The organism is Bacillus sp. 3103sda1 (genome assembly GCF_024159135.1).
Taxonomy (GTDB): domain Bacteria; phylum Bacillota; class Bacilli; order Bacillales; family Bacillaceae_G; genus Bacillus_A; species Bacillus_A rhizoplanae.
Map to the genome: position 1 here is coordinate 2,990,545 of NZ_JAMYWS010000001.1, position 15,902 is coordinate 3,006,446.

29 protein-coding genes are annotated in these 15,902 nt (G+C 34.5%); 2 read left to right on the forward strand and 27 right to left on the reverse strand.

Annotated features, from left to right (window positions below):
* Nucleotides 1–7: 7 nt before the first annotated feature.
* The 3 genes from NKR74_RS14870 to NKR74_RS14880 all read right to left on the reverse strand — a co-directional run bounded on the left by NKR74_RS14870 (nucleotide 8) and on the right by NKR74_RS14880 (nucleotide 2,446).
* Entirely contained in the window at nucleotides 8–1,693 is a 1,686-nt protein-coding gene (locus NKR74_RS14870; protein ID WP_253630090.1) for a terminase TerL endonuclease subunit, read from the reverse strand.
* Nucleotides 1,690–2,001: a P27 family phage terminase small subunit gene (locus NKR74_RS14875; protein ID WP_253630091.1), complete on the reverse strand. Its 312-nt coding sequence runs from the start codon at nucleotides 1,999–2,001 to the stop codon at nucleotides 1,690–1,692. The genes NKR74_RS14870 and NKR74_RS14875 overlap by 4 nt, the downstream gene beginning before the upstream one ends.
* Nucleotides 2,002–2,110: 109 nt before the next feature.
* The gene (locus NKR74_RS14880; protein ID WP_253631163.1) at nucleotides 2,111–2,446 is read right to left on the reverse strand and encodes an HNH endonuclease; all 336 of its coding nucleotides are present in this window, start codon (nucleotides 2,444–2,446) and stop codon (nucleotides 2,111–2,113) included.
* A 127-nt stretch (nucleotides 2,447–2,573) separates the two neighbouring features.
* Between NKR74_RS14880 and NKR74_RS14885 the strand changes: the two genes are divergently transcribed.
* Entirely contained in the window at nucleotides 2,574–3,215 is a 642-nt protein-coding gene (locus NKR74_RS14885) for a hypothetical protein (protein ID WP_253630092.1), read from the forward strand.
* A gap of 49 nt (nucleotides 3,216–3,264) precedes the next feature.
* Here the strand turns inward: NKR74_RS14885 and NKR74_RS14890 are convergent, their stop codons facing one another.
* The 24 genes from NKR74_RS14890 to NKR74_RS15005 all read right to left on the reverse strand — a co-directional run bounded on the left by NKR74_RS14890 (nucleotide 3,265) and on the right by NKR74_RS15005 (nucleotide 15,084).
* Nucleotides 3,265–3,483, reverse strand: coding sequence for a hypothetical protein (locus tag NKR74_RS14890; protein WP_253630093.1), 219 nt, complete (start codon nucleotides 3,481–3,483; stop codon nucleotides 3,265–3,267).
* 585 nt (nucleotides 3,484–4,068) lie between these two features.
* Nucleotides 4,069–4,860 carry a restriction endonuclease gene (locus tag NKR74_RS14895; RefSeq protein WP_253630094.1) on the reverse strand — a complete coding sequence of 264 codons (792 nt, stop codon included), beginning with the start codon at nucleotides 4,858–4,860 and terminating at the stop codon, nucleotides 4,069–4,071.
* A 261-nt stretch (nucleotides 4,861–5,121) separates the two neighbouring features.
* Nucleotides 5,122–6,432 carry a hypothetical protein gene (locus tag NKR74_RS14900; protein ID WP_253630095.1) on the reverse strand — a complete coding sequence of 437 codons (1,311 nt, stop codon included), beginning with the start codon at nucleotides 6,430–6,432 and terminating at the stop codon, nucleotides 5,122–5,124.
* 181 nt (nucleotides 6,433–6,613) lie between these two features.
* Nucleotides 6,614–7,156 (reverse strand): site-specific integrase, encoded by a 543-nt coding sequence (locus NKR74_RS14905; protein ID WP_253630096.1) that lies wholly within the window; start codon nucleotides 7,154–7,156, stop codon nucleotides 6,614–6,616.
* The gene (locus NKR74_RS14910; RefSeq protein ID WP_253630097.1) at nucleotides 7,153–7,638 is read right to left on the reverse strand and encodes an ArpU family phage packaging/lysis transcriptional regulator; all 486 of its coding nucleotides are present in this window, start codon (nucleotides 7,636–7,638) and stop codon (nucleotides 7,153–7,155) included. Before NKR74_RS14910 ends, NKR74_RS14905 begins: the two co-directional genes overlap by 4 nt.
* A gap of 26 nt (nucleotides 7,639–7,664) precedes the next feature.
* Complete coding sequence (locus tag NKR74_RS14915) at nucleotides 7,665–7,835, reverse strand: hypothetical protein (RefSeq protein ID WP_253630098.1); 171 nt, start codon at nucleotides 7,833–7,835, stop codon at nucleotides 7,665–7,667.
* A gap of 117 nt (nucleotides 7,836–7,952) precedes the next feature.
* Nucleotides 7,953–8,075, reverse strand: coding sequence for a DUF3983 domain-containing protein (locus NKR74_RS14920; RefSeq protein ID WP_253630099.1), 123 nt, complete (start codon nucleotides 8,073–8,075; stop codon nucleotides 7,953–7,955).
* A 58-nt stretch (nucleotides 8,076–8,133) separates the two neighbouring features.
* On the reverse strand, nucleotides 8,134–8,832 hold the full coding sequence (locus tag NKR74_RS14925; RefSeq protein WP_253630100.1) for a hypothetical protein: 699 nt from the start codon (nucleotides 8,830–8,832) through the stop codon (nucleotides 8,134–8,136).
* Between the two features lie 132 nt (nucleotides 8,833–8,964).
* Nucleotides 8,965–9,267, reverse strand: coding sequence for a hypothetical protein (locus tag NKR74_RS14930; protein ID WP_301287707.1), 303 nt, complete (start codon nucleotides 9,265–9,267; stop codon nucleotides 8,965–8,967).
* A gap of 31 nt (nucleotides 9,268–9,298) precedes the next feature.
* On the reverse strand, nucleotides 9,299–9,460 hold the full coding sequence (locus NKR74_RS14935; protein WP_253630102.1) for a hypothetical protein: 162 nt from the start codon (nucleotides 9,458–9,460) through the stop codon (nucleotides 9,299–9,301).
* A gap of 119 nt (nucleotides 9,461–9,579) precedes the next feature.
* Nucleotides 9,580–9,783: a hypothetical protein gene (locus NKR74_RS14940; protein ID WP_375337673.1), complete on the reverse strand. Its 204-nt coding sequence runs from the start codon at nucleotides 9,781–9,783 to the stop codon at nucleotides 9,580–9,582.
* Nucleotides 9,784–9,817: 34 nt separating this feature from the next.
* A complete protein-coding gene (locus tag NKR74_RS14945; RefSeq protein WP_253630104.1) occupies nucleotides 9,818–9,994 on the reverse strand; it encodes a DNA strand exchange inhibitor protein in 177 nt (58 codons plus the stop codon).
* 246 nt (nucleotides 9,995–10,240) lie between these two features.
* The gene (locus NKR74_RS23965; RefSeq protein ID WP_301287708.1) at nucleotides 10,241–10,372 is read right to left on the reverse strand and encodes a hypothetical protein; all 132 of its coding nucleotides are present in this window, start codon (nucleotides 10,370–10,372) and stop codon (nucleotides 10,241–10,243) included.
* A gap of 39 nt (nucleotides 10,373–10,411) precedes the next feature.
* A complete protein-coding gene (locus tag NKR74_RS14950) occupies nucleotides 10,412–10,933 on the reverse strand; it encodes a dUTP diphosphatase (protein WP_253630105.1) in 522 nt (173 codons plus the stop codon).
* 5 nt (nucleotides 10,934–10,938) lie between these two features.
* A complete protein-coding gene (locus NKR74_RS14955) occupies nucleotides 10,939–11,190 on the reverse strand; it encodes a helix-turn-helix domain containing protein (RefSeq protein ID WP_253630106.1) in 252 nt (83 codons plus the stop codon).
* A gap of 29 nt (nucleotides 11,191–11,219) precedes the next feature.
* The gene (locus tag NKR74_RS14960; protein WP_253631164.1) at nucleotides 11,220–11,405 is read right to left on the reverse strand and encodes a DUF3954 domain-containing protein; all 186 of its coding nucleotides are present in this window, start codon (nucleotides 11,403–11,405) and stop codon (nucleotides 11,220–11,222) included.
* A 99-nt stretch (nucleotides 11,406–11,504) separates the two neighbouring features.
* Nucleotides 11,505–11,867 (reverse strand): cell division protein SepF, encoded by a 363-nt coding sequence (locus tag NKR74_RS14965; RefSeq protein ID WP_253630107.1) that lies wholly within the window; start codon nucleotides 11,865–11,867, stop codon nucleotides 11,505–11,507.
* A gap of 37 nt (nucleotides 11,868–11,904) precedes the next feature.
* The gene (locus NKR74_RS14970; RefSeq protein ID WP_253630108.1) at nucleotides 11,905–12,351 is read right to left on the reverse strand and encodes an MFS transporter; all 447 of its coding nucleotides are present in this window, start codon (nucleotides 12,349–12,351) and stop codon (nucleotides 11,905–11,907) included.
* Nucleotides 12,348–12,638 (reverse strand): AbrB/MazE/SpoVT family DNA-binding domain-containing protein, encoded by a 291-nt coding sequence (locus tag NKR74_RS14975; protein WP_253630109.1) that lies wholly within the window; start codon nucleotides 12,636–12,638, stop codon nucleotides 12,348–12,350. Before NKR74_RS14975 ends, NKR74_RS14970 begins: the two co-directional genes overlap by 4 nt.
* Nucleotides 12,639–12,642: 4 nt before the next feature.
* Nucleotides 12,643–13,629 (reverse strand): DnaD domain-containing protein, encoded by a 987-nt coding sequence (locus NKR74_RS14980; protein WP_253630110.1) that lies wholly within the window; start codon nucleotides 13,627–13,629, stop codon nucleotides 12,643–12,645.
* A gap of 288 nt (nucleotides 13,630–13,917) precedes the next feature.
* Complete coding sequence (locus NKR74_RS14990) at nucleotides 13,918–14,229, reverse strand: hypothetical protein (RefSeq protein ID WP_253630111.1); 312 nt, start codon at nucleotides 14,227–14,229, stop codon at nucleotides 13,918–13,920.
* Complete coding sequence (locus tag NKR74_RS14995) at nucleotides 14,220–14,495, reverse strand: helix-turn-helix domain-containing protein (protein WP_253630112.1); 276 nt, start codon at nucleotides 14,493–14,495, stop codon at nucleotides 14,220–14,222. The genes NKR74_RS14990 and NKR74_RS14995 overlap by 10 nt, the downstream gene beginning before the upstream one ends.
* A gap of 130 nt (nucleotides 14,496–14,625) precedes the next feature.
* Nucleotides 14,626–14,799 (reverse strand): hypothetical protein, encoded by a 174-nt coding sequence (locus NKR74_RS15000; RefSeq protein WP_253630113.1) that lies wholly within the window; start codon nucleotides 14,797–14,799, stop codon nucleotides 14,626–14,628.
* Nucleotides 14,800–14,829: 30 nt separating this feature from the next.
* Entirely contained in the window at nucleotides 14,830–15,084 is a 255-nt protein-coding gene (locus NKR74_RS15005; RefSeq protein ID WP_309247639.1) for a helix-turn-helix domain-containing protein, read from the reverse strand.
* Nucleotides 15,085–15,278: 194 nt separating this feature from the next.
* Here NKR74_RS15005 and NKR74_RS15010 point away from each other — a divergent pair, with 194 nt between their 5' ends.
* On the forward strand, nucleotides 15,279–15,683 hold the full coding sequence (locus NKR74_RS15010) for a helix-turn-helix domain-containing protein (RefSeq protein ID WP_253630115.1): 405 nt from the start codon (nucleotides 15,279–15,281) through the stop codon (nucleotides 15,681–15,683).
* Nucleotides 15,684–15,902: the final 219 nt, after the last annotated feature.

Sequence of the window (15,902 nt, forward strand, 5' to 3'; positions counted from 1 at the left end):
CCCCTTCTTAAAAATCCAAAGCATTCAGTAAGTCTAGCGCGGCACCAATATCCATTTCTCTTACTTCATCAGCTCGATACATAGCATGTACAAACGCTTGAAAACCATCTGTTTTTCTACGAACTGGCTCTTTCTTTTCGTAAAATTTATTACCATCTTTTTTGATAACAACAAGGACATTATTTGTATACCAACGCATTAATGGATTGTCGCCAAATACTATTTGACGATGAGCAAAGGCAACTTCAATTCTAGGGGCAAGCAAACTATGAATAGCTTTAGGATTTCGAATCACTTCAACCTCAAATCCAGCATCTTCAAAAAGTGTCCGTAACAAGTCCGCACGGAAATTATCGATAATAATTTTCTTAATTTCATAATGATTTCGCATTTCAACGAACCATGCTACTAAGGTATTTGGGTCAATTGTTTCTCCTTCCACAACTGAAAGAAGGCCTTGTTCTTCCCACTCTCGAATAGGAGCGAATTTCTTCTTACCAGCTGTCTCAGCATCTTGTTTTTTTGAATAACTATAGTATTTATCAACAAATTCCTTACGAGCATAAGAATGTGTTTTAAATAAATAATCACCCTTATTTCTAAATAACAATCCACATGATGCGAAGTCTCGAATACTGGCATAATCGACTGAACCAATACATTCATGGCCACGTAAATCCTGCATTTCACGATTAGTTGCTGCAATCTCTTCCCATTTTGCAACTGACCTTTCTAAATCAGTAATAGGCAAGTTCATTCGCTTCGTCATGAACTCTTCACGGTTGCTTGGGTCATCCTCTAAGTCTTCATATTCTTCCTTTATCGTTTCAAATAACCCTTCAGCATACTCGCTTAACGGTTTTGAAAACATAGGATTTGGAAGCTCCCAATTATCTGGATCATCAACTTCACTTTCATCATTAAGTTTACAAATAAAAGGAAATACAGCATTTGGTCGAGCTTCACCATTTAAAACTTTCATAGCCTTTTCTTTTAACTTATCTAAAAAGCCATCTCGTACATATCCATCTGTACCGATATAAAATTCACGCGGGTTTTTCTTTTTTCCCAAGCCGCTGATGTGGACGCGGACATCTTTATTACTCTCATATTGATGTATTTCATCAAATACAACTGCACCATCACGCAGACCATCTTTTGTGTCTCCGTTTGATGTTCTAAACTTCAATACACTGCCAGTAGCTTTTGAAATGGTTTGTGTCAAGGTTGTTTTGAAAGCTTGTTTTAAAATTTCATTTCTTTTAACACATTTGTGAACCTCATCGGGGCTTGTCTTTGCTTGTTCTTCACTATTTGCAACAACGGAAATGTTGTACTCTGGAATACCATGTAATTCACTAATTAAAAAGTGAATAATAACAGATATTAACCCGTTCTTTCCGCCGCCGCGCCCTAACATCCACAGGAATTTACGATAAAACACCCGGTCATTCTTCTTATAAAATAAAAAGACGAATGCTATTAAGAATTTTTGAAATGACTGTAATGGAAAGTACCACTTCTCACCAAAGCGGATACAGCTCTCAATCATTTCATCATCAAAATACAAATCGTCTCTGTTTAAAACGTATTTTTCTAGATATTCAATTAACAGTTCTCTTTCTTTGTTGAACTTTATTTTTCCAGTTCGATAAAGTTCGATATATTCATCAACGTACTTTTGCCTGATCATGTTAAATCACTTGCGCTATAGCCCACATTAGGAGTGTTAGATTTAGGAGCGAATTTTATATCTCTTCCTAATGCAATTAAAGAACTGTTAATTTTATTTCTTTCACTTATAAGAGGATGGGCCTTCACAAACAACTGAGATCCATTTTTGATTGTTACGGATTCACCCTCTTTTTTAATAGTGCTGTTTATTTTTCTAAAAGCCCTAACTAGATCAATATATCGTTCTACTTTTTCGACCTCGACTAAATCCGCAATATCAATACTGTTCATTAGCTGCTCTTTCAATTTTGTAATGCTAACAGCCACATTTACCCACCCCCCTTACGCGCGTAAAATCGAAAAAAACCTGACAGTTAAGCCCTCCTCCGGTGCCAGCTTCCCCCAAGAGTTAAAACTTTTGACCCGGGGGGTATATTTACCACTTCTCGTCATTCCATTTTGACTCTTTCGCTTCGAAAACCCTTCCGTGCTCTTTGTTATGGCAATCCACACAGACTGTTTCAAGGTTATTTTTTTCAAGTGCAAGTTCCGGATTATGCTCCAGCTCCTTGATATGATGGACAACTAACTGTATCTTCTTACGCTTTGCACGTTTGCTGTACTCATTGGTATCAATACGAACACGACCATTACGTTTACACTCTTGGCATTCATAGTTGTCACGCTTCTTTACTTGTTCACGTAGAATCTTCCACTCGCCACTATCATAGAACTTACGCTTCTGTTGTTTGGTTTTGTACTCTTTAGCTATATCAACCACCTCATGTTAAATTATCTTAATAAAGATATATTTTGTTGAATCAGGAGGAAATGTGTTCCATTTTGACGAATTAACAAATTGAAGAGAAGTAGTAAATAAACAACAAAGGTGGTAAAACATGTACAATTGTATTAATCAAGAAACCCTAATCACTATCATTCCAACTTCTAGACATGGTCAGCCTTATGACAAAGCAAGAGTGGAAGCAATTTTTCAATTAAGTGAGCCTATCACTGAAAATGATGCACTGTTAGTTCCACCAGAAATGGAACTAATTCCTCCACATATATTCGAAATGCTAAAATTAAGTCATGTGAATTTAGCACCGATGACAGAATCATACATCACGCAAGCTTTAAGTGATTTTGCAACAGAATCTAGCGATCCAAGTAGAGAACAAGAAACTACAGAAGACGCAATGCTCGGTCTAGTAAGAAAATATCTTACTAAAGTAACACCTCAACAAATTGGTTCAGATTATTTTTACAGAGTAAGTTATGAATACTCTGTTTATCCTAATGAAAATGGTTCTTACTTCTTATATGCTACAGTTCCATTTAAAGGATTTAATATGCCTGCAACAAGTCAAGTTCGTTTTATTAGTATTCTTCCTACAGGTTCAACAGTAATCAACACTACTGGTAAAGACCTTAATCAACAAATTCTTACAGCTGATCAAGATGATGTTGCGAATGGTAAACCAGTTGTAAGTTACTTCTGGCAAAATGACCCTGACTTTATTGTAGAATATAAATACTAATTCACTATAATACTACTTCTCTATCAGCTAGGGCATCTAGTCCTAGCTTTTACTTTATAACTTCATAATCTTCTTTTAATAAATCTTCAGATTCTAGACTAGAATAACAAATAATTTTCTTTTCATCATTCACATGTGCAATCATCATACGGTCATTATTATCTTCACAGCCAAATGTTTCATAATTAAACTTCAGACCATATTTAGTACTTTTACTTTTAATAATCTTACCTTCACGCATATGAGGGAATGCTTCTTCAAATTTCATAGTCACTTTGCTCCTTCAAAACAAACAGCACCCGACTAGATGCTGTAATGTAATTTATTAATTAAAATCGGCAAACTTCTACACAATAAAAAGAAGAGCACCTGTTTCCGCAAGCACTCTTCATTGGGATTTGGATTACGATATTCAAGTTAAACGGTGTACAAGCAGTATATGCTCGTCCTTCGGAAAATGTGAAAAAGCACCCAAATGGATGCTCTAACTTCTACTATTCTTTTATTTAATTAATGTACGGTATGTGAAGTTTTACCCTTCTCTCAATCACTTGATATCAATTTATACTGTTGCACGCTGAACGATACGACATCAAGTGACTGGAAGAAGAACAAAAGCTCTTCAATACTTCAATGTTCATTCAACCAGCAACATCGAAGCTGGCGGAAATCAAGGTCTTAATCATGATACAAAAAGGACCGTTTTAATTATAAAAATATCCTTATGAGTCGTGTTATCTCCGCCACTTCTCACAATACAAATATAACACGATGAATCCAAAATCAACCGGCACATTTGCGGTCAAAAAACGGTCACGACTCTGCCAATAAATAAATTTAAAACACAAAACAATTAATCTTCCAATATAGTACCATATCGTTCTTCAACTTTTTTTTGTAATACTTCAAACTCATTAGCTGTTAATAAACCACATTTATAAAAATGGCTAACATATTCCTGTATTCTCTTATTATACTCAGGATGAAATTCATCAGGAAGATCTGCTGTTTCATCATCAACTTCATCAATTAGTTGATAATATTTTTGTCTAATCATTGTATAGAAATTTTCCCCATCCCTTAACTCTTTTAACTCATCTATAGTAAAAGAGATTATAGGCAATCTATCTTTATACATAATCTTTTTTCTCTTACCTTCTCCATATCTCCAACCCTGTCCACCAATTCCTAATTGTGAAATGAAAATTCCGAAAGAAGAATCTCTAGTAGGTAGTATCTCAGCAAGTTTTGTTACCATTCCCACATCAACTGATTTACTCTTATAATTCTTACATTCACATATAATTTTCGGACCAATACATTGAAGCATAAAAGTCGGAAGTACTTTTTCACTTAATTTTGTCTCAATATCAGTTTCATTATCACCTGGTCTTTTGTTTTTGGAAACTTCAACATCTTGAAACCTTTTAAAAAGGAACATAGCAAAATCTTCGAGTACTCCACCTTTTTTCCAATTTAAGTTTCTAGGCCAATCTTTACTTTCCTCAATTTCTTTAATATGCGCATCAAATATTTTTAAATCTTCATTATTATCAATTGGCTGCCAAAAAATATTGTCAAACTCAGGTGCATCCATTTGTGCTATAACATTCTGCAAATCAGTAAAGGCTTCTAAGTTCATCATCTGTAGATTCCCCTTTTAAATCCCACTTTTGCATTTTTCCAATCGTAAGAAGATCCACACTCATTACAAATAAAATCTTTTGGTGCAGAATAATAGTCTTTAAGTGAATTAAACCATACAAAGTGCTCGTATTCTTCTCCATTACAATTGACACGAATAACAATCTGTAAATATTTCTCTTTGTATAATTCAATCAATATTTTTTCTGCACTATCTAAATCAAGTGTAGCAACTCTTGCTAATTTGTTTTTAGTTAAAATGTCATTTGGCCTGAGTGACAGAAGTTCCTTCTGGATTTTCTGTATTATTTCCGGTGGCAACTTGTATTTGTTCTCTATATTGGTTAAGTCTACGGATAACAATGTTTACCACTTCCTCTTCAATAAAGGTATTTGTACCCCTAATTAAATACGCATCTCTTCCTTGTTCGACTAAAAATTTATGTACCCTATCACCTTTTTTTAGATTTACACCTAATAAATCTATATCCCCATCTTGTCTAGATCGCTTTGCTGCTTGTGCCGCAGGACCACTTGTAAAACCATCCTCAGTTGATTCTACACTAATTATATGTGTTACTCCATCAGATCTTTGCTTAAATATTGTAAATGAGTTTTCCTCATCGTCATCACTAGGCCCATAATTCTCCAACAACTGCACTTCAAATGACAATTGAATATCCTGAATTAAACGATTAACTAAAGCTGGCTCATTATCGGTATCGATATCAGCCTCTTTCAATAGCTTAGTTGCAAAGTCAACAATCTTTGATTGGGCATTAAATGAGGCTGCGGTAATCTTAGGATTATTATGACTCGTTGCGTCTTCAGCTAATTCATATAAAGCTTGCGGAATCCAAGTTGGTGCTTTTATATATACTTCTCCAATATATTCTTTCACTTTTTCAAAAATCATATTAGCAATTGGAGTCCAGTCATGCCTCTTATCTTTTCTCACACCATTTACGTTTAAAAGATTACTCGTTGGGTTAAAAATTATCTTACAATCATTAACGTTGTCGAAGCAAACGAAATGACTAAAAAATATTTTTTTATATATTCTATTAGATCCATCTTGTCTTGAACTACTGACTTCACATGGTGAAACAAATGAAAATACATAGCTACCGTTTAATTCGTTCCTATGTATACCCGTCAAAGTAATGTCGTTTAAATTAGTCATAACTTGACTGATATCTTCTGATTCATTATTAGGGTCGATTTCCCACAACTTCATACTCACTAGATTTTTCCTGTTATTATATAAACCCTCTAATGTTTCTTTATTTATACTTTCCTGCAAATTATATACATACGTATAATTATTCCCATCAATTTGATGTAATGCTAACCATTCTTCTAAAAATGATTCAGGGATTATTGGTCCTAAAAGCCCAACATTTGTAACCGTATCTTGAAGTACTTTAACCATATCATCTCTAGATGATCTTTTCTTTAAATTAAACTTATCAAAAAGAATTTGAAAATGTCTATATTGAGTATATGTATCTAATATTTTTAAAGTATTATGCCAATTTAAATTCAAACGATCTCCTCCCCATTTTTTCTTCATTATTACAAATCTTGTATAATTATAACATATATTACATTTAGTTATCCATATCTTATATTTTGTGTAACTGTCCTAAACGCTGAACCCCTTGATATCAGCAACTTTATAAGCATTTCTATTTTGAGTTACACAACACAATAAAAATGGTTAACTGTAAGAAATAAAAAAGAAAAAGCGATAATTAGATTTTAAATCTAGTCATCGCTCTATCCATTGCATCTTGGTTTACTCCTATATATCTAAGCGTTACTCTTTCCGATGAATGGTTGAATATCTCCATTAGCAACGCAATATTCTTTGTCTGCATGTACATATGATATCCGAATGTCTTACGTAATGTATGTGTGCCTATCTCATCTAACCCAAACTCAGCTGCCGCTGTTCTAAGTATCTTATATGCCATGCTCCTGCCTATTGGTCTGTTACTACCTTGTCTGCTTTTAATTAAGTATTCATGATCTTCTCTTTCCTCAATAAACCATTTCAATTCTTTTCTTAATGCTGCAGTAATTTGAATCCGTTTCTGCTTACCTGTTTTCATTTCACGCATTGAGATGTGACTACCTTTCAAGTCACCAACCTTCAGTTTCAAGATATCACTAATACGTAACCCTGTGTTAATTCCTATTACAAACAGGATATAATTGCGTTCACTCTTCTCTTTCAGATACTCCTTTATTTGCTGTATCTGCTCTGGATCACGGAGAGGTTGAACAAAGTTCATTGTTCATCACCTCCAGTTTGTTCTTGCTCATAAACTTCTAATCTAAGAGCAAAAGCAAGCTTATAGAACGCTCTTGCTTTAACACGTCGATAAGTACGTTCGCTCATGCCAATTTCGTTATAAACTATGTAGTCACATACATCTTCATCTTCTAAATAACGTTTGATAATAATGTCTCTTTGATTCTTTCCGGCTTGGCTGTTACCAAAACGACTCAATGCCTGATCAATACGGAATGACATTTTCTCAAGCCACTCTTCTCGTTCACTTTGCTGCATATTTGCTACTACAACATCTTCTAACGGGTTACCAACTGCATGTGTAGGACCATGTTCTCTAACTACATAAGAAGGAGTGACTTTCATTTCTCTACGAATCATTCCAAACTGTCTATATATACGTACACTTTCAAGAACACCTTCCAACTTTTCCTGTGTAGCTGCTCTATCGATTTTTGGTAAGAAAGATAATTGTTTAGTCATGTAAGACCACTCCTTTTTATTTTTAATTACTTTTGTCTTAATGCGCCGCGTCTACGTTCATATCGTGGCCCGCGAATCCCCATCAAATCTTCGATGTCACGTTTACTCAGCTGCTCCTTTCGTTTTTTCTTATTTTTCTTTTTAATCTGTTGCGATTGTTTTTTCCACTCACGTAATTGGTCTTTTAATGCCTTCATTCCCCACATCTCCCTTTATAAAAATAAAAAGGACACCAACCACTATGCAGCAAATAAGCTACTGCTTTAATGATTTGATGTCCTCTAGTTTTCTAGCCAGACCATATTTTGTTTCCTTTATTTTAAAATTCCATCTTTTACAAATAGATTTCTCCATGCCTTTGCAACCCGATGGTTATCAACTGCCTTAGCGCGACGCATAATAGCTTTTCTCATCTTCTTTTTCTTTAATTTAGACATACTATCAATCTCCTTTTTAAAAGGATTATTTTGTTAAGAATTAATACAACAACATACATTATTTGTTTTGTGCAGTAATTCCGTACTTTTCCAAAATCGGTTTATGGTATTTCTCTTCAGCTTTTTTTCGAGCTGCTATAGCATCTTCTTTTTCAGTAAATATCCCTAAGGTTATATTTTTCTTATTAATTGTTATATACGCTTTCCATTTACCGCTTTTTTTGACAGGGCGCACTCCCTTTACGCCAGAAGTGTTATCAGAAGGTACTTTTGATGTAAGTGCATTCAAAGAAGTTTTTTCAACAAATACATTTTTTCTATTGTGTTCAATTGTTCTTTTTATTTTTTCAGCACCTAACTGTTTCTGTAAGCAACCGCATGATGCTATCCTGCCGCTTTTCAAGTGTCTCGGTTGTACCGCCTTATAATTACCACAATCACATATGCAGTCCCAATAAATCGATCTCTTTGTTCGTTTTTGAGATTCTTTAATAACTACTAACCTTCCGAATCTCTGCCCTGTTAAATTCTCTTTTGAACGTTCTCTGGCCATTTCACTGTTTAGACACCCACATGATCGAGTGCATTTTCCTAAATTCCCAGCAAATACTTCTGTATGTTTTCCACAATCACACACGCATTCCCATATAACACCAAGATACTTTGTACTATTACCTGTTGTACGCTTACCTGTATCTCTAATCACTGTCAATCGTCCAAATCGTTTACCAGTTAAATCTTTCACTTTTGCACTCATTACTTCTATTCCCCTCCGCATAATATTTCACCATCTGCACATACTACAAACAGGCTACTCCTAGAACTCACAATCTGTAGGCCTATTCTCCCCTCTCCAAGGGTGAGCAGTTAGCTTTTGCTAGCTGCTCTTTTAATGTTCTGTAGAAGCGATGATACAAGGTTCAGTAATATTCTCGTGTTTAATTACCCATTCAAAAGTCTTGTGGACAAATATTTTATCTCCATATGGTTTACCAAATTGGAAGTTGTTCTTTTCGCTTTCCGGAAGTTCATCTATGTCCACATACATTGTTTCTTGTAAACTTACTTCACCTTCGAAACATTCGTTTATATCATCATCGTCAAAACCCGTCTCTTCTTTATAAAACGTTTTTGCTTGATCATCCGTTTCTGCACAAACCCAATCACAATCACTAAATTTATATACTTTCATCACGATTCCCCTTTACTACAAAATGAAATTTTTATAATGTTACACTCTTTTTAACTAAGCGCTCTCTGTAGTAACCAACACGATAAAAGTATGTCCCTTTCCATCCCATAAGGTCCTCACTTTCATGAACCTCTATATCTCCATATAAATCATGTAGCTTTTGCAGATCATCAACTCTTTCTTCAATACCCATATTTCATTTAATCTCATAACCATCCGCTTCCATTTCGTCACGATGCTTTTTATATTCATCACGATTTTTATAAACGAAAAACCGTTCTTCACGTTCGATAGTTTGAAAATAAAACTCGTTCACTCTTCATCCCCCTCATCCAATTGAAACAACCTAATCCGGCTTGTACTGTTCCCACACTTTTTAGCATAAGACGGAGTAAGTAAATACCTTAGATACGATAACGTCCTATTTGTTCCAGCGCTAATTTCCAATATAGTTCCTTCTGTAATAAACTGATCACCTTGATACAAAGCATATATCCGCTTGTCCCATGGAATCACTCTCATTCCCCCTTGCTCTGAAATAGTGTTTTTGTTACTTGATATTGTTACGCTCTTTCATCTCTTCAATTAGATAATTGATTTTAAGTAATAACGCTTGTTCACTTTTAAAATCATCTTCCGTACTTCCATCGCGCATCATATATTTCAATATTGCGTGTTTCATTGTGTGTAATTGCTTATATGAAAACTTCGCTAGTATTCCGCTCACGCCATTCTTCCTTTCTCTCAAATAACTATTTTGTTCAAATTTTAAATAGATGTTAATATTCTTAATAAAGGAGGTTTACTGATGAAAATTTCATGGATAAAGATTTCTTTAATCATTTTCATAGCACTTTTCCTTTTAATAATTTTATATTTTGGTGGTATGTCACTTTTTTGGAATAAGCCATAAATTAAGTACAGCAGTTAGCTTTTGCTAGCTGTTCTTTTTCTTTAAAATAACGCTTTTGTATTAATCTTCGAAATCTCCTTCTTCCACCATTGTTTCTAATGCTCCCTCAGGAATACCACAATCAGGACAGAAACTTTCTTCGCAACAAGGACAGCTTACTAAAAACGTTTTACACCCCGGACATTGTTCCATTCTTACTACCTCACTTTCCTCCAAAATTCAAAATTGGTACTAATATCCGTTACTTAACCGTTCATAATTAACTTTGTTCTTAGCAAAATACGAATCCATCATATCTTGATGATTCATTCCTAACTTGTATCCAATAGCAATTAAAGCTCCTAATGCTTTAGCGTAATCAAAAATACATGAGTAATCAGCTTTGTACATAACTCCAAACAATTCATGAAAACTGCTTTTGGCATCTTTGAATTTATTTGCTAATCTCAAATGCCTATCTGAACCGATTATCAATTCAACATGTCCATATTTATTACCAAGCGAAGCTACAAAGTGCATACAATCTGCCCACTCATCATATTGACGCACCTTGTCATCACTCTTATTCTTTTTCCAGTACTTGAAGAATCCATTCTCGTTTGAAAGCTCACCTAATTCTGTATATAGCGCATGTGTTACATCACCAGTTAAGTTCTTATCTTCCAAACCGTGTACTTCTACAACCTTGCGATCCAGTCGCTCCTGCGCTTCGAAAATCTTTTGAATGTTTAACATTGTTCCTGCTCCCTTCACTTTTATTAACAAACCCCTAAGCCAAGCGGTCTACTTTTAATTTGATACTTATCTGCCTGATCTAAAATAAGAAGAGCAACTTCTGTTTGATGCCTTCTCAAACGTTTTGCTAATTCCGGTAAACTCATTCCTTCATTCCATAACTTTCTAAAAAGAACGACATCCCTTTCGTCCCAGAGGAAATTCGCTTCTTCTAAAGCAACGTATATTTTCAAACGTGATTCTTTCATTGATTCGTGCTGCCATGCTACCGCCATGTTACTTATCTCCTTTCCTTAACAAAGGATTATTTTATCTTTTCAGTAAACTTAGTATCCACTCGATCTACTTTTCCATTAACCCATACTGCCACTTGTTCACCATATCCGCTTACTGGTGGTTCCACTGAGATGACACGGCCATCTTTCACAACATAGATTTGATTCTGAGAAATATCTATTTCAGCTGTTAATTGTTTAGTTTTTGTAAAGATTTCCTTTTGCACAGACGCCCCACCCTTTGTTTTAGTTATAATTAGGATATTCATCTATCGATGAGTACCCTATGTGACCAGGAATCTACCTGGTCTTTTTTATCTCAAATACTCCACAACATTTACAGGACAAAATCCACTTCCTAAATACACACGTACTGGAATAGCTTCTTTATGATCCCTTGCTGCTTTGCATAATTCTTCAGCTGCTTCCCAATTAAAAGAGTTGTCACGATCACGTTGGAAACGCCATATTCCAATTGCATGCTCTTCAAAAATTTCATAACGATCATCTTGTTTAGTTGTACGAGGTAGTTCATCAATACTTTTAGCATTAGAAGGAATCTGTACGCGTACATCAGTGTATGTAATATTGCCAGTTCTTCTTTTTACATTTGCTTTACTAATATCAAACTGCATGATTTCAGGCTCCACATCGAAAATGTTTAACTGCTTCACCATTTCTTCATACTCTCCTTACCTTATAAGACTAGTAATCTTAAACTGCATAAACGCCTTTTCTTGTATCCTTGATAACCCGTCTATCTTTATCGAAATACGCTATCTCGAACATTGGATTACAACTATATGGAAGGGTATCTCCATCAAACAATACGTATAAATCATTTTTATAATTGCCAACAATTGTTCCCATCCGTCCTAGAATTTGAACTCTCATTCCTAAATAAGCAAATGTGATTCTTCTTTTTTTGCACATTCTACGGAATCTTTCTTCATTTCCAAAGAACTGTTTTATATCTGCTATTCCTAAATTGTTGCATTCAATATACTTTACAAACTCTTGAAACTCCATTTCGAAAAATCCTCTGTTAAATGTTCGATAGTATTCATACTTAGCATCTTTTTCTGACTCAGCAACAATTACATGTGGGCATCTCCAATGTTCAAATACTGTTTGCATTTTGAACTTGAATTGTAGAGTCATTTACCAAGCCACCCCTTCTCTTCTCCCTTTTCAAGGATAAGATCAATTAACACTTTTGCTCCTTTTGAGCTTAGAGTGATTCTTCCATTCAATAGCTCAACATTGTCTTCAGAAAGCTCACCTGTAACTAGGCAAGCTTTCTCATGTTTTCTTAAAACAATGTCTTTGTCATTAACATGTATTTCTAGTGGCGTACCTTCAACAAGACCTAACGTTCTACGAATTTCAACTGGAATAACTACACGACCAAGCTCGTCCACTTTTCTTACAATGCCTGTGTTTTTCATAACATCATTCTCCTCTGTTATGCTTATATTTTTGTAATACAGCATCTAATCGTTTACGTTCTTCCTCTATATCTGGACTTTCATTTTGTTGTTGTTGAGATTCACTCTCTTGTTCTTCTTGTTGATGAAGCCAATCTGGTACAACTTCTTGTCTTTTTTTATAACCTGTACCTATGCGTTTTTTGTTTTGCTGCTGTCTACGAAATGCTTCTTGAGCTGCTTCTACATCTTGAACTGTTTTGAAATTGTTACTATGCCAGTCTTTTAAAATCCCTTTTACATACGACCAATTCCGTTTATTGTTTTCTAAAGTAATTTGCATCGCTTTAACAACTAGGTCTTCATTAAGATCCTCTACCCAATTGTTTATTTCTTCTCCCATGAATGGAGAAATAACCCCAAAATTTTTCATGTAAAAATCGATTGCGAGATTTTCTACTACTGGATAATTTTTAATTTTTTTTTCTTCTTCTTCTTGTTCTTTTTCTTTTTCTTCTTCTTCTTCTTGTTCTTGTTCTTTTTCTTCCCCACTTGGCGTTAACGTGTCGTTAGACGTATCGTGTGGCGTATCGTCAATGAATGTAAGAAATACATTTTTAATTGATTCATTACTGATATTTGGAATTACTAAACGCAACAGATTTCTATCTTTTACATCTTTAAGTTCTTTGGTAACACAATCAATAATTGGTTTTCCACCTCTATTCAAGTTGTACTTGGCCCAATTCTTTACAACTAATTCTCTTGTTTCTGCATTGTATTTAATTAACTTGTGGTGCTTTTCAAATCTATCAATTAGTGCATTAACAGCTTCTGGTGAATAACCTATATCGAAAGCTATTTGTTTTTTTGTGATTTGGTAAATACCGATTTGCGTAGTACATGGATTTGTAAGTAGATAAAGGTAAAAATACTTATCTTCTGATGTCATTTCTTCAATGACCCTTACATCTTGCCAAAACGATACTTGAACTTGTCTAAAAATAGCCATGTTCTTTATTCCTCCCTCGTGCATAGCGCAATGTATGATTCTCCACTTTTTTCAATTCGTTTAACAGAATAATTGGGATAACTAATACTGAAATATCGTTCAATTTTTTGTTTCAATTCATCTTTGCTATTTGATTCTTTCCAAAACTTCTGAGGTAACAGTACATTGCACTTAACATGATCTATCTGCATGTACTATTTCCTCTCTTTCCGTGATATACTAACTACAAGTATCTTTTTAAGGACCCATTGCCGTGGGTCTTTTTTATTTATTAGCACTACCAAATATCTACACCATCCCCTCACAAAGCGTTATGTAATGGGCTCTTTCAACGACTGATGCATCGATGCCTTGGCTTCGTAAGCGACGAATGATACCCTGTATGTGTGTTTTATCTCTTGCAAGTTCCTCATCGTGTCTTTCCCTTGATCGATACATTGCTGCAAGTTCCCTTCTAGCAAGCCTTGCTTCCTTTACCCAGATGTAAAATTCTTTTTCGTTATGTGCATCTAACGCTTCGCTTTGCTTTTTATCGCAAATTTTCAGAAATTCATTTAGCTTTTTCGCTTTTTCAGCGTCTTTTTTTAAAACTAGTGCCATGATGTATCCTCCTTTTGACTTTCCAGCCACATATCCAAATCTTTTTGCTGAAACAATAACTTTCTTCCATCCCGTATTGTTGGGAACTGCGGATGATTTGCTAGTTCATACATACGGCTAAGAGCGATGTTGAGATACGCTGCCGCTTCTTTCGTGCGCATGATTCTATTCGGTTGCGCTTGGTGTTGAAAATCAGCCAATGCTGATTGGATCTCTTCGCGAATTACTTCACGAATTGATTCCTTGATGATTTGCTCAATGCTCATCATCCATCCCCCATTTCTTTTCTAAATAAGTACCGATAATATAAGTTGCTACAAAAAATAGTGCAGAACTGAGAGTAAAAACACATAGGTTTGTCGTATTTTCTACTGAAGAGATATCCACGTTTGCACCTCACTTCTTTTCGTGAATATATGTTTTTTCACCATCTAAATATTGAATAAGCTCCAACAACTCTTGCACAGCATCTTCTTTTGAATAATTCGAATCGTTGTCTAGCGCATACGTAATATCCATCAGTTTCATTTGAAGATGTATAATGCGATACCATTCTTGAAGTTGATTCATATTGTCAGCTCTCCTTTCTGTAAATCAGTGTTAATTTACAAATTCATTTGCTATCCTCTTCATAACGGATTCCGTTAGTTCATCGTCAAAAAAAATACATATTGGTACATTTAAAGCGCTCGATATTTTCTTTAATCTTTCTACATCTAAACGAACATCTTTGTTTACAATATGTCTATACCCCTGAAGAGATAAACCAGTTTTATTTGCTATAAAAGTCTTAGTAACTCTTCTTGCCTTTCGAATCTTTTCTACATTTTCTATAACTAATATCTTAAACACCACCTTAAGTAACGTTATCCGTTATATCTAATATACTAACGATTTCCGTTATAGTCAATTCCCTTTTTTATTATTTTCTCAAATACCGTTAGTTATGTATCGAAATTCGTTAGTTTTAGTTAAAATTAATGTATTGGTGTGTAACTAACTAACTTATACAGTTATTCGTATACAAAAGCATAGAGAGGTGAACTATCTTGAAAAATGGAATTGGAGAAAGAATTCGTGAAGGAAGGAAACGAATAAATAAAACTCAAAAAGAATTAGCTATTCACATGAAAGTATCACCTCAAGTAATTTCCAACTGGGAAAGAGAGTACACATATCCTGATCCTAATGACATAGTTGTTTTATCAAATATTTTAGGTTGTTCAACACATTTTATTATTACTGGCGAGGAAGAGGAAATCCCCCTTTCTTCAACAAATGAAAAGCACTATGATTCCCTCAAAGAAATTTCTAGGCACGTTAAACAACTTGGCATAAACGATATGGGATTCTTTGATATAGAAAAGTGGAAAAACCTTTCACCAGAGGATGTGGAAATGATTAAACGTCATTTTGATATGGTTGTAGAATTAGCTGAGAAACGTAACAAGTGATTACTTAACATTTATTATTACTTATTTTTTATCCTTTCAAAAATAAGTAATAATAAATGCACTTTGTATGGTGGAATTTTTTAGAACTATTAATTGACTATAATTATTGTTGATATGTGTAACATTGGATATATTCAGCACTCCACATCTACCTTAATCATACGCACAGCCAAATTATAATGAAAACACGCTTTAACTACGTGTTTTCATTTAATTATA